The 12,650-nt window shown below is 70.3% G+C and carries 9 protein-coding genes; 7 read left to right on the top strand and 2 right to left on the bottom strand.

Annotated features, from left to right (window positions below):
• Positions 1 to 3: 3 nt before the first annotated feature.
• From AB0B89_RS02660 to AB0B89_RS02645, 4 genes are read left to right on the top strand one after another with little or no spacing between them, the layout of a single operon-like run.
• Positions 4 to 747 (top strand): methyltransferase domain-containing protein, encoded by a 744-nt coding sequence (locus AB0B89_RS02660; RefSeq protein ID WP_358547046.1) that lies wholly within the window; start codon positions 4 to 6, stop codon positions 745 to 747.
• Positions 738 to 2,111, top strand: a complete 1,374-nt coding sequence (locus tag AB0B89_RS02655; protein ID WP_358547044.1) for a TldD/PmbA family protein — start codon at positions 738 to 740, stop codon at positions 2,109 to 2,111. The genes AB0B89_RS02660 and AB0B89_RS02655 overlap by 10 nt, the downstream gene beginning before the upstream one ends.
• Positions 2,095 to 3,465: a metallopeptidase TldD-related protein gene (locus AB0B89_RS02650; RefSeq protein WP_358547042.1), complete on the top strand. Its 1,371-nt coding sequence runs from the start codon at positions 2,095 to 2,097 to the stop codon at positions 3,463 to 3,465. The genes AB0B89_RS02655 and AB0B89_RS02650 overlap by 17 nt, the downstream gene beginning before the upstream one ends.
• Before the next feature lie 10 nt (positions 3,466 to 3,475).
• Positions 3,476 to 4,747, top strand: a complete 1,272-nt coding sequence (locus AB0B89_RS02645; protein ID WP_358547040.1) for an FAD-dependent oxidoreductase — start codon at positions 3,476 to 3,478, stop codon at positions 4,745 to 4,747.
• A 1,376-nt stretch (positions 4,748 to 6,123) separates the two neighbouring features.
• On the opposite strand, the gene pepN is transcribed toward AB0B89_RS02645, so the two are convergent.
• Positions 6,124 to 8,628: an aminopeptidase N gene (gene pepN, locus AB0B89_RS02640; RefSeq protein WP_358547167.1), complete on the bottom strand. Its 2,505-nt coding sequence runs from the start codon at positions 8,626 to 8,628 to the stop codon at positions 6,124 to 6,126.
• A 152-nt stretch (positions 8,629 to 8,780) separates the two neighbouring features.
• Between pepN and AB0B89_RS02635 the strand changes: the two genes are divergently transcribed.
• From AB0B89_RS02635 to AB0B89_RS02625, 3 genes are all read left to right on the top strand, one after another.
• Complete coding sequence (locus tag AB0B89_RS02635) at positions 8,781 to 9,170, top strand: metalloregulator ArsR/SmtB family transcription factor (RefSeq protein ID WP_358547037.1); 390 nt, start codon at positions 8,781 to 8,783, stop codon at positions 9,168 to 9,170.
• Positions 9,171 to 9,239: 69 nt separating this feature from the next.
• Complete coding sequence (locus AB0B89_RS02630; protein WP_358547034.1) at positions 9,240 to 10,619, top strand: GTP-binding protein; 1,380 nt, start codon at positions 9,240 to 9,242, stop codon at positions 10,617 to 10,619.
• A gap of 160 nt (positions 10,620 to 10,779) precedes the next feature.
• Entirely contained in the window at positions 10,780 to 11,829 is a 1,050-nt protein-coding gene (locus AB0B89_RS02625) for an inorganic phosphate transporter (protein ID WP_358547031.1), read from the top strand.
• 255 nt (positions 11,830 to 12,084) lie between these two features.
• On the opposite strand, the gene AB0B89_RS02620 is transcribed toward AB0B89_RS02625, so the two are convergent.
• Positions 12,085 to 12,558: a hypothetical protein gene (locus AB0B89_RS02620; protein WP_358547028.1), complete on the bottom strand. Its 474-nt coding sequence runs from the start codon at positions 12,556 to 12,558 to the stop codon at positions 12,085 to 12,087.
• Between the last annotated feature and the right edge of the window lie 92 nt (positions 12,559 to 12,650).

The following is a 12,650-nucleotide window of genomic DNA, read 5'->3' as shown; positions in this document are numbered from 1 at the left end:
TCCGTGGAAACCCATGTCAAGCAGCGCTACGACCTGTTGGCCGGGCAGGGTGCCAGCACCCTGTGCTGCTCGCCCAACGCGGTTTACAGTACGGAGGAACTGGCGGGGGTTCCCACATGGGTGCTCGAACTGTCCAGCGGCTGCGGGTCGCCGATGAACGCGATCGACCTCCAGCCGGGCCAGACGGTCGTCGACTTCGGCTGCGGGGCCGGCCTTGACCTGCTGATCGCGGCTCGCAGGGTGGGCGTCACGGGCCGGGTGATCGGTGTGGACGCCTCGATGCACATGGTCAGGTCCGCGCGGCGCGCGGCCAAGGAGACCGGGTTCACGAACATCGACGTGCGCGTCGGCGACATCCGGCGGCCCCCGCTGCGCGAGGCCAGCGTCGACGTGGTGCTGAGCAACTGCGTCCTTGGGATGTTCCCTGACAAGCAGGAGGTGCTCAGGGCCATCGCCGGCGTGCTGCGCCCCGGCGGGTTCGCGGTGATCTCCGATGTCGTCTACGCCGACGACGCCCCTCCGCCGCAGGACGTGGCGGTCGGCGAGTCGGCCGACGCCGAGGACTTCGCCCGGTGCGTGGTGGGCATGACCGAGAGCCAGTACCGGGAACTGGTGCTGGGCGCCGGATTCGCCCGGGTGGAACTGCGCAGCGACGGCCCGGTCCCCTACCGGGACGGCGCCGAGGTGACCAGCGCGATGATCTTCGCCTACCGGGATGCCGGCACGACCGGGCAACCGTGCTGTTGACCTGCGCCGCGGTCTTCGGGGCCGCCGGGCTCCACGCGGACGACTACGCCGAGGTCCGCGTCGAACGAACAAGGATCATCGACCTCGTATGGCGCGGTGACGGCCTGGAGAGCACCCTGACCAGCGGCGACGAGGGCTGCTGCGCCCGGGTGGCCGGCCCGGCGGGGTCCTCGTTCGCCTCGTCCACCACGATGGACGCATCAGCGGTGCTCCGCCAGGCCACGCGGAACGCCCGGGAGCTACGGGTCAGGGGGGAACCTCTCGCGGACCGGCCACCGGAGTCGGGAGAGTACCCGTGCGACGTCGGCGAAGCGCCGGAGCGGGTCAGTCTGGCGGAGAAGACGGACCTGCTGGGCGGCTACCACGCGTCGGCGCTGGCCGCCCATTCCGCCGTGACCGGGGCGCTGGTCTACTACCGGGAGCTGGTGACCGATGTCGAACTCCTCACGACCGAGGGAACCCGGGTCGGGTACCGGCGCAGGGACCTGACGCTGCAGATCACCGTCTACGCCGACGGAGGCGCCGCGCGGACCGCTGGGTCGGTGTCCGTCGGCAGCGGGGGCGACTTCTCGGTGGCACGCGGGCTCGCCCCGGTCATCGAGTCCGCCGCCGCGACCGCGGTGGACCTGCGAGGAGCCCCCGTCGTGGAGCCGGGGAGCTATGACGTCGTCTGTGACGGCCCGCTGGCCGGCGTCTGGGCGCACGAGACGATCGGGCACCTGGCCGAGGCCGATCACCACAGGGGGGACGCGGAACTGCGGAGGGCGCTGGCTCCCGGGCGTCGGCTCGGCCCGTCCGGCCTGACGATCATCGATCACGCCGGGCATCCCGGTGCCCGCGGGTACGTGCCCGTGGACGACGAGGGAACTCCGGGTGGCCAGGTCGACCTGCTGCGGGACGGCGTCGTGGTACGGCCGCGGTTGCACGACCGCTCGACCGCGGCGGCCTTCGGCGAGGCGCCGACAGGGAACGCCCGGGCCCTGAGCTTCCGCCACCCGCCCCTGCCCAGGCTGCGGACCATCATGATCGATCCCGGCACCGCCGGTGACGAGGAGCTCATCGGCGGTGTGGATCGCGGGCTACTGGCCCGCGGGGTGCTCGGCGGCCAGACCGACCGCTCCGGTTTCACTTTCCTGCCCGCCGAGTGCCGTGCGATCCGTGACGGCAGGGTCGGTGAGTTGGTACGGGGCGTCGTGCTGTCCGGCGACGTTCTGGGCGCCTTCGGCGCCATCGACGCGATCGGGCGGGACCAGTGGCGCGGTGACACCTCTGCGAGCTGCGGCAAGCAGGGTCAGTACCCGCTGCCGGTGAGTTCCTGGGCGCCTGCGCTCCGCCTGCGAGGTCTCCGTGTCCACCCTGGCTGAACGTGTCGCGGAGATCGGAGCGGCGGCCGCGGCGCACGCCGACCACTGGGAGGTGCTCGGTGTCGACCGGGTCGACACCGTGGTCGAGGTCGGCTCAGGTGTTCCCGACGCCGTCCGGTCCGCGCACGAGGCGGCGCTGTGCCTGCGCGTCCATCGAGCCGGGCGGGTCGGCACGGTCACCACGACAGGGCCGGAGGACGCGGGTGCGCTCGTACGCCACGCCGTACGAAGCGCGGCGTACGGACCGCCGGCGTCACCACCAGCGCGACCGAGCCCCGCCCCCGGGCGTTCCCCCGCGGCCGAGCCGGCCGGCGACGGCGAAGGGGGCGCCGCCCGCGCCGTCCGTCGCCTGGCCGAGGGACTGGGCGCGCTGCAAAGTGCTGTCGGGCTGACGATGCACGGCACGGTGAGCCGCACCGAGCAGACGGTCCACCGCATGGCGCCGGAAGGCCACCAGGAAGGCCGGGACTGCTTCTTCCACGTCTCAGCGCTCGCCGAGGGGGCCGGCACGTCCGGCATCCAGCTACCTTGGAACGGCTGGACCCGATCGGCGGCGCTGCCCGCCGGGCTCGCCTCGTGGCTGAGCACCGCGGCCGGGTGGGCGGGGCTGCCGGTGCTCGACGCGCTGTCCCGCGAGCACGACGTGCTACTGGCCCCCGCCGCCGTGCACGCCCTGCTCACTCCCCTGGTCACCGCCCTGAGCGGCACCGCGGCCGTCTCCGGCAGGTCCTTCGCCGCCGGAGGCCTGGGCGTGCCGTTGCTCCACACGTCGATCAGCCTGCGGGACCACCCCTCTCCGCCCGCGGCCGGGGACGAGGAGGGAACGGAAGGGCTGGCTTGGCCCGGCAGCGACGACGACGGCGTACCGTGCGCGCCGCTGACGTTGATCGACAGCGGTGTGCCCGCCCGTCTTTACCACAGCCACCGGACGGCGGTCGCGTGCGGGGACGTGCCGACCGGGCACGGCTTTCGCGGGAACGCGCTGCGGCGCACGATGCTGAGACCGATCACGCCGGTACTCAACGGGGCAACACTGTCCGCCGAGGACTCGGAGACCGGCCGGTTCGACGACCTGCTGGGCGGCGTGCGCGACGGGGTGCTGATCGAATCCCTCATGGGTGGGCAACAGCGCGGTGGGCTGTCCCCGATCGTCGAAGGCCGGATCCGGCTCGGTTTCCTCATCAGGCACGGCCGGGTGGCCGGGGTCCTCCATCCTTGTGCTGTCGCCCTGGACCTGCGGGAGGTACTCGGCGCCCGCTTCCTGGGACTCACCGAGCACAGGTGGGCCGTGAGCCGGATCTGGTCGGGCCGGATGCCGTTCGTCCTCGCATCGGCAGGCGGCGGCCGCGCATGAGGAGCAGCCCATGTATGACGTGATCGTTGTCGGTGGCGGCGTCACCGGCGCCGCGAGCGCCGCCCTGCTGGCGCGCCAGGGCCTGCGGGTCATGCTGTGCGACCGGGCCAAGCTGGCCGCGCCCGCCGTCTCCACGCACTTCTTCGGCCCCTCGGTGCTGGCCTTCCTGGAACGCCTGGGAGTGCTGGACGAGGTGCTGGCGACCGGTGCTCCGCCCCTGAGACGCTGGCACCTGGAGGTCGAGGGCGGCTACTACGGGGCGCCCATGCTGCCCCGTTCGGCACACCCCTACAACTTGTGCGTGCGCCGCCAGACCCTCAGCGGCATCCTACTGAGCGCCGCGAGACGCCACGGAGCCGAGATCAGGGAGCGCCGCCCGGTACGGTCTCTGCGCTGGGAGGGCGACCAGGTCACGGGCATCGAGGGCGATGGCTGGTCCGAGAAGGCCAAGGTGGTGGTGGGCGCTGACGGGCGGGGCTCCCTGGTCGCCCGCCAGGCGGGAGCCGCCACCACCTTCGACGCCGGGGCCATGCGCTGCACGTTCCACGCCTACTGGGAAGGGGTCGCCCCGCTGCCGGCGCCCGCGCTCGAACTGTGGCATGACGACGGCCACGTGCTCCAGGTCGGCCCGTGCGACGGCGACCGCTGGGTGGTCATGCTGTCCGCGCCCGTCGAGGAGTACGACGCGCTCAGGCACGATGGCCGTGGCGGTACCGGCACGGGATACGAACAGCGACTCCTGGCGATACCCGCCATGGCGGACAGGCTGCGCCGGGCCCGCCGGGCCTCACCCGTATACGGGTCGAAGAACCTGCGGAACTTCCACCGCCGTCCCGCCGGACCGGGATGGCGTCTGGCCGGTGACGCCTACTGTCACAAGGACCCGCTGTTCGGCGCGGGTATCGCCGACGGCTGCGCGGCGGCGCAGGTCCTGGCGGACACGGTGCCTCCCGCGGTCAGGGAAGAGCACGACTGGCCTCAGTCGGAAGACCGCTATGCGGCGACCATGGAAGATCGGGTGGGCCGGAAGATGCGGATGGGCCTGGACGGACTTCGCATCGACCCGCCCCAACCGGGACAGCTTGCCTGGATCCGCGGAGTGCTGGCGCATCCGGGGCTGGCGATGGAGATGACCCAGCGCTGTTCGGAGCTGTTCGCCGCCCTTCCCGATGACCGCCGCGAGTTCTGGCAGCGCGTCGCCGACGGTGCCGCCGACCTTCTGGACCTGCCGGTCGCCGCGCGCATCGACGACCCGGCGACCACCCGGCAGGACCGGGCATGAGCCCGGACGGCGGCGCGGCGCGGAACCCGCCACCCCGCGACATCCCCGGCTACCTGTCCGGTCACGTCGAAGACCTCGTCTCCCTGCAGGCGCGCGTCGCCCACACCCGCTGGCTGGCCAGCACCGGGCAGAGCGACCAGGACCCGATCCTGCCCGAAGGCGATCACGCCTGGCTGACCGATGGCGAGCTGATCGCGCGGGCGCTGGCCTGCGGGGATCTGCACCATGCCGGGGAACTGGTCCGATGGTACTTCCGGGTCCAGCTCGCGGGGGCGACGGCGCGGCTGCGCAGGCTCCAGCGCACCGTCACGGTCGACGTCGACGGCCGGCCCTTCACCCACGGCGAGCTCATCGCGCTGGCCAAGGCCGCCACCACCCTGCGGCAGCGCGCCCAGATCGAGTCCGCCCTGGCCGTCGCCGACGCGCGGCTCCGCGACGCTCGCCGCCAATGGCTCGACGACCACGCCGAGGCCAGGGCCAGACTCGGGTTCGCGACGCACGGCGCCCTGGTGCGCGCGCTGCACCCGGAGGTCGACCTCTTCACTGAGCACGCGCGTGCCTGGCTGGACGAGACCCGCGCGGACTTCCTGCGGCAATGGCGTCGCTGGCGCGAGCGCGACGGGCTGGCCGCCCCGGCGCTGGGTGACGCCCGGCTCATCGCCGCCCGCGCCGCCGTACCCGAGCACGCGGCCGGACCGCTGGCCAGTGTCCGCTCGACCGTCACCGCCTGGGACCTGGGCGAGCACCTGGACCATATCCTCGTCGACGACGCTGTACGGCCCGGCAAGGCCGGATCCGCCTTCTGCTCCCCGGTCGCGCCGCCGACCGACGTGCGCGTGTCCACACCCGGGGGCACGACGCTCGGCCACTACGTCACGCTGCTGCACGAGTTCGGGCACGCGCTGCACTTCACGGTGGGTGTCCGTCATCCCGCCGACCTGTGGCGCGTCCCCGTGGCGCTGAGCGAGGCGTTCGGCTTCGCCCTGGAACGGGTCGTGCACGAGCCGGACTGGCAACGACGCCACCTGGGCGCCGTGGTCGACTCCGAGGCCGTCGAGCGTGTCCGGTTCGCCCGCGAGCACGTGCGGCGCGTTGTGGCGACCAGCCTCTGCTTCGAGATGGCCGTCCACGACGGCCACCCGGATCCGTCCGCCGAATACCTGCGCTGCTATCAGGCGGAGTTCGGCATCACCGTCGACGGACGGGTCGCCTGGAACCGGCTACAGGCCTACCTGGAGGGCCACCCCTGTTACCCGCTGGTCTATCACCAGGCGTTCTCGCTCCGGGATCGGCTCTCGGACCACCTCGTGGAGCGGGCGGGAGAGCGCTGGTACGCGGGGCCTGACGCGGCACGGGCCTTGCGGGAGTTGTTCGGGCTATTCGCCACCACCGACCTGGACGACTGGTTCGGCCGCTCCCCCGGCGGCGTCCCGCGCGGCAAGGCCCACGGAAAGGGCGAGCTCGTCCCTGGCCTGGCCGACCAGCCTTCGCAGGAGCGGCGACCGGCCGTCCCCGAGCATGCGATCGACCTCGGCCAGCGTCCGTCCTGACACCGACCACGTGGGGAACATCAGGGTCGCGGCGGCCCGTGCCGGTTCCGCGTCACCGGAACCCACCAGCAGCGGCGGGATGTCGCGGACGTAGCGCTCGGCGAAGGAGGCGATCAGGTGGTGCTGGGCGGGATGGACGAAGCCGCTCGCCAGCGCGCCGATCTGGGCCGGGCGCCCGCTGCCCAGGATGGCGTTCCACGCCCACTGTTTGGCATCCACGGCGGGCACCGAGGCCTTGATCCGCTCGACGCGCCTTTCCCCCGCGCCGGTCATGCCGTCGATGATCGGATCGACGGCGTCCCCGTGCGCGACCAGCGCCCGGGCCAGCCGCCATCGAAGGTCCTCATCCACCGGCCGTCCGGCCAGGACGGCTCGGTGAAACCAGTCACGCACCACGTCGAGCTGGGCGGAGGTCAGAGCCGCGTCCGCGACAGCGCGGACGGACACGAGCCGGTGGTCGGCGCCGGTGTCCTGGCGCGTGGCCAAGTCGAGCAGGTGGTCGACGAGGGCGGGCCAGCCACGGGCACGGGCCCAGCCTTGCTCGGTGTAGGCGCCGAGCAAGGTCGCGGCCTGGCGCAACAGCCGCTGCACCACGCCGATCTGCGTCTCGGCTTGAAGACCGCAGATGACCATCGTCAGGAACCGCCTCGGGGGCAGCTCGCGGTGCCGCACCATCTCCCACGCCGCCGTCCAGCAGAGCGAACGTGCCATGGGGTCGCTCAGGTGGCCTATCCGGTGGATGATCTCGTCGGCCGACCGGGCGTCCAGGACTATCCGGCAGTAGGTCATGTCACCGTCGTTGGGGAGGACCAGAAGACCAGGCCGGTGCCCGATCAGCGCCTCCACGCTCGTGCGGGCGCCTTCGACGTCGACCTCGTGACGGGCCACGCGCACCAGGGCGCCACACCGGTCCTCGGCGTAGACGCCCACCGCGAGGCGATGCGGTCTGAGCGATCCAGCCGGTTCCTGAAGGAGGTCGAAACGGGTGAAGCGTCCGGTGTGGTCGAGGCTGAAGTCCGCCCTGATCTCGGTCAGTCCGGCCGAGTGCAGCCAGGAGCGCGACCAGGCGGTCAGGTCATCGCCGGCCGCCTCCTGCAGAACGCTGATCATCTCGGTGTGGCCCGCGGTGCCGTAGGAGTAGGTGGCGAAGTAGCGCCGCATCCCCGCGAGGAAGCCGTCCAGTCCGAGGTGGGCCACGAGCTGCCGCAGCACGCTGGCGCCCTTGTGGTAGGTGAGCGCGTCGAAGGCGGTGGCCACCGCACTCAGGTCAGGGATGTCGGCCACCACCGGATGCGTGGACGGCGACTGGTCCTGAGCGTAGGCCATGGCCTTCTTGCCCGCCGTGAAGTCGGCCCATGCCTCGGCGTACTCGGTGATCTGGGTCTGCGCGTGGATACCGGCCCAGGTGGCGAACGCCTCGTTGAGCCACAGGTCATCCCACCAGCGGAAGGTGACGAGGTTGCCGAACCACTGGTGGGCAAGCTCATGAAAGATCATTTCGCGGCGGCGGCGGTGGGCGTGCCGGGTGACGGCCCGGTCGAACACGAACGTCTCCGCGGCCAGTACGCACCCGGCGTTCTCCATCGCCCCGAAATTGAACTCGGGAACGAAGCAGAGGTCGAGTTTCGCGAACGGGTAGGGGCTCGCGAACGCCTTGGCGAAGAACTCGATCCCGGCGCCGAGCTGCTCGAACAAGACCGGTGAGTCGACGTGTCCGGCCAGGGAGCGCCGGGAGTGGACGCCCAGCGGCACGGAAGCCGGGCCACCGGCCGTCCACGAGGCCCACGGGCCGGCCGCGACGGCCACGAGGTAGGTGCTGATCGGCGGAGTGGGCGTGAACCGATGCACCTCGGTCAGGACGTCAGGGCCAGACCGGTGGCGGCGGTCGAGCCGGCCGTTGGACAGGACGGTCCACGCGGCGGGCACCCGCACGCTGATCTCGAAGGTCGCCTTGAGGTCGGGCTGGTCGAAGCAGGCGAACACCCGGGGGGCGTGGTCGGCTTGGAGGTGGCTGTAGACGTACACCTCCTGGTCCGCCGGATCCACGAACCGGTGCAGACCCTGGCCGCAGGTCGAGAAGTCGTAATCGCCGTCGACGGTCAACTCGTTGACGGCCGCCAGTTCGGGAAGGTGGATCCGCCCGGTGTCGCTGCCGTACTCCAGCGGGCGTCCGTTCAGCATGACCGAGCGTACGCGCCGGGGTAGGGCGTCTACCCAGCTTGAGGCCCCCGGCCTGGCGCACGTGAACAGGATCCTGGTCCTGGACCGGAACGTCGGGGCGTCGACCTGGCTCAGATCGAGGTGTACCTGATAGGAGAGCGACTGGAGCAGCGCGGCTCGCTCGGCAGCCTCGGCGCGGGTCAGCGAAGTGCGCGAAATGGCGAAACCTCCTGGACAGGGAGTTGTCTAGACTGGGGTCACTGTCGCCGGACAGGCCCGCCAAAACGGCCGTGCCGTTGTTCTGCGGGAAGGAGCCGATCACCATGGCCGAGCACGACGAGCCCGTTTTGCTGCCGGATGAGAAGTTGCCGCCCGTCGCGCCCGATGTGCCACGCCCTTCCCGAGTGGCCGAACCCCTGACCCAGGAGCAGAGCGCCAGGATCGCCGCGGGCTTCAAGGCACTCGCCGACCCGGTCCGGCTGCGCCTGCTCTCGCTCGTGGCCTCCCACCTCGACGGGGAGGCCTGCGTGTGCGACCTCGTCGGGGCGTTCGATCTGACCCAGCCGACCATCAGCCATCACCTGAGGGTGCTGCGAGACGCCGGGCTCGTAGAGTCGACACGACGGGGGACCTGGGTTTACTACCGGGTCGTGCCCGAAGCGCTCACCTCGCTGACGACGATCATCGCACTGCCTTCCGTCGCCGCTCGCTAGCAGAGCCGCTGGGTGGTCGTCCATCACCCTCCTGATGTCGTCAGGACGAACGCCGCACACGAACAAAAGATGACAACGGCTGCCGCCGGGATTATTCTATCATCTACATTTATAGCCATCAATATGCCTTATCGGCAAACTTCGGAGATTATTGATAATTTCCTGCCGGACGTCAACCGCTTGACCACCCGACAAAGTTGTTGTTATCTTGCCCTCGAACAGCGCGGCAAATCCGGAAATGACCTGAAAGTACCATTGCCGCGACCGAGAATACTCACTCGTGCTGCACAGCGCCGCGATATCCCGCGGAACCCCCAGCACCACAAGCGAGGCGGGTGTCGGTTGATCAACTTTCTGACCTTGAGCGGATTCCTAGGAGCCGGTAAGACGACCACGCTCGTCGCGGCCGCGAAACTCCTCCAGTCGCGAGGGAGCCGAGTCGCGGTCATCACCAACGACCAGGGAACCGAACTGATCGACACCCAGCTGGCCCGCTCCGCCATCGCCCAGGCCGGCGAGGTCACCGGGGGATGCTTCTGCTGCCGTTTCGAGGACCTCCTCACCGTGGCGCATCGCCTGGTCGACGAGCACGGGGTCGACACCCTGCTCGCCGAGGCGGTGGGGAGCTGCACCGATCTGCAGGCGACGGTCATCCGGCCACTGAGCGCCCACTACGGCGACAGCTTCACCCCAGCGCCACTGGTCGTGGTAGTGGAGCCGGAACGGCTACAGACCCTCCGCACGACGCTGCCGCTGGACGATACCGACTCGGATCTGTCCTACCTGTTCGGCAAGCAGCTGCAGGAAGCCGATGTGATCGCGCTCAACAAGGTCGACCTCCTGGGCGAGGACGAGGCCGCCGCCCTGCTGGCGGACCTTCGCGACCGGTACCCCACGGCGACCGTGCTGGGATACTCGGCCAGATCCGGCGACGGCCTCGACCAGTTCGTCTCCCACTGGCTGGGACCATCGCCCGCCGGGCGCGACCTGGAGATCGACTACGACCGTTACGCCAACGCCGAGGCCGCCCTGGCGTGGCTGAACCAGAGCCTGACCGTCACGGCGGCAGGGGGGTTCGATCCCGACGCGTGGGCCCGATCACTGCTGGAGCACTTGTCCGGCGCCGCCGCGCGAAGTGGCTGGATGATCGGCCACGTGAAGATCAGCCTGGAGTCCGCTGCCGTCCTGACCAAGATGAGCGTGACCACCAGCGGCGGAGAGCCGACCGTGGACCGCGCCGCGGGGACGCGGTTCACCGAAGCCGAGGTGCGGATCAACGCCCGAGTCGCCTGTGAGCCCGCCGAACTCGACGAGGCCGTGGCCGAGGCGGTCAACACGGTGACAGCCTTGACCGGGACCCTGGCCTTCCAGCACGCGGGCGTTCCCTCGTTCAAACCGGGATATCCCCAGCCCACCTACCGGATCCCATCCGGAGCATTCCCCGGCTGAAGCCTCGCCTGGGTCGCGACCGCCTGGGTCGGCGACCGGGTCCGTCCGCCTCACCGATGCCTCCGATCAGAGGCCGGGCAGATCGCTTCCCGGCCTCCGCGAGGCATGCCCTCTCACCCTCGCCCCGGATGCGAGCCGGCAGTGAACAGGAGACGCCCGCATGTCATTGACCTCCGTCCTGGTCTTCTTACTGGTCGCGGCGCTGGCCGCGGTCAACGGCAGCAACGACGTGCCCAAAGGCGTCGCGACCCTGGCCGGGGCCGGGGTGACCCGGTACCGGACCGCCATCCTGTGGGGAACCGTCACCACGCTGGCCGGGTGCCTGTGCTCGCTCGCCCTCGCCTCGAAGATGACCGCGCTGTTCTCCTCCGGAGTCGTCACCGCCGAACCGACCAGCGCCTTCGCCATGGCCGTCCTGACCGGCGCGGCCGGCTGGGTCGGCCTGGCCACCGTGTTGCGACTGCCGGTCTCCACCACTCATGCCCTGCTCGGCGGACTCATCGGCGCGGGCCTGCTGTTCGCCTCGGACTCCATCGCCTGGAGCTCCATCCCTGAACGACTGATCGCGCCCCTGCTGATCAGCATCGCCGTGGCGTACGCCGTCACCCTGATCCTGGCGCTCCTGTTCGGCCGGGTGAAGAACACCGGTGGGACCGCCGCCCCCGCTCCGGCCCCCGTAACGCCTGATGGGGGTGCGGCGCTGCTCCAGTCCACCGAGCCCGCCGTAGCCGCCAGGGAGGCGACCACCCACCAGGTTCTGACGGCGGCACACTGGCTGACCAGCGGTGCCACCGGCTTCGCCCGCGGCCTCAACGACACCCCGAAGATGGTGGCGATCGGCGCGTTCGCCCTTGTCCCCGCCGGGATGACGACGTGGCAGATCATGCTCGTCGTCGCCCTTTCCATGGCCGTCGGCTCCCTGGTCGGCGGCATGCGGGTGGCCGAGCGGCTGGGCCAGGGCGTGGTGAAGATGAACCACCGGGAAGGCTTCCTCGCCAACCTCACCACGGCAACCCTGGTCGGCCTCGGCGCCGGCTACGGCCTGCCCATGTCCACCACCCACGTCTCCACCGGCGCGATAGCCGGATCAGCGGGCCCCAACCTCAGCCGCCTCAGCGGCAAAACCCTGCGCGACTTCCTGATCGCGTGGCTGATAACCCCCATTTTCGCCGGCGCCGTCGCCGCCCTGGTTTACGCCATAGCCGGCTAATACTCCAACCGTAGCCAGCGATCTCGCCTCATAGCGGTGTGTAGAGACGCGTACGGCCACCACCGCCGCGTTGGTCAGGTCGTCCAGTTCTCCACCCACACCTTGATCCGATTCAGCGACGGGAAAGGCGGAACTCCACGCCTTCCGGGAAGTCACCAGCTCGGTGGGAAGCACCGGCTCACCACCCACACGGGTGCCGGGTGGGTCGAACAACCGATCATGCCAACGCCGGGCGCCGCCGGCGACGGACCACCATCACCGGCCGTCTGGCCTGTGCTTCTCCCCCAGCGGGGCCAGCGGGTGTTTGGACCGCACCCACGCCTTCGGCCAGTCCTCAAGATCCTCGACCTCGATCTCCTCGATCAGCAGGGTGTAGAGAGGTTCGGCCGGGAAGTCGTTCACCCGGATGATCAGAGTGCTGTGGTCCAGTTCGGCTCGATAAGGGAACTGGGCGTCGCCGGTGCGCTCCCACACGATCGGCGTGTTGTGCCGCCGGTCAGACGCGGCCTGCCACAGCGCAACCCTGCGAGCCTCGAACTCGACCCCGGTGATCGAGTCGATGTCCTTACCGATGCCGTGATCGGAGATACGCGACAGGTAGCTCATGTCGCGAACCAGCGTGCCGGTTGCCAAGTCGACCACATGCGCCACCAGCTCGCCGGTCGGCAGCTCCTCAAGCTTCACCGGGTGATCGTTAACCGCGTAGTAGCGGGGGTGATAGCGACTCATTACACAGCCTCCACCGACGTGGTGCGGTTAGGGATACCAGACTGGACTTCAATCACAGTATGGGCGAGGTGTTAGGCAGCCCCGTGAGCAAC

Source organism: Sphaerisporangium sp. NPDC049002 (assembly GCF_040649355.1).
Taxonomy (GTDB): Bacteria; Actinomycetota; Actinomycetes; order Streptosporangiales; family Streptosporangiaceae; genus Sphaerisporangium.
The sequence above is the reverse complement of the archived record's forward strand: the minus strand, read 5'-3'. Positions and strand labels throughout refer to the sequence as shown.

Excerpts from the sequence above, each read along its gene's own strand:
- AB0B89_RS02645 (WP_358547040.1), top strand. The coding sequence starts at position 3,476 with ATGTATGACGTGATCGTTGTCGGTGGCGGCGTCACCGGCGCCGCGAGC.
- AB0B89_RS02635 (WP_358547037.1), top strand. The coding sequence starts at position 8,781 with ATGGCCGAGCACGACGAGCCCGTTTTGCTGCCGGATGAGAAGTTGCCG.
- AB0B89_RS02630 (WP_358547034.1), top strand. The coding sequence starts at position 9,240 with ATGACAACGGCTGCCGCCGGGATTATTCTATCATCTACATTTATAGCC.
- AB0B89_RS02625 (WP_358547031.1), top strand. The coding sequence starts at position 10,780 with ATGTCATTGACCTCCGTCCTGGTCTTCTTACTGGTCGCGGCGCTGGCC.
- AB0B89_RS02620 (WP_358547028.1), bottom strand. The coding sequence starts at position 12,558 with ATGAGTCGCTATCACCCCCGCTACTACGCGGTTAACGATCACCCGGTG.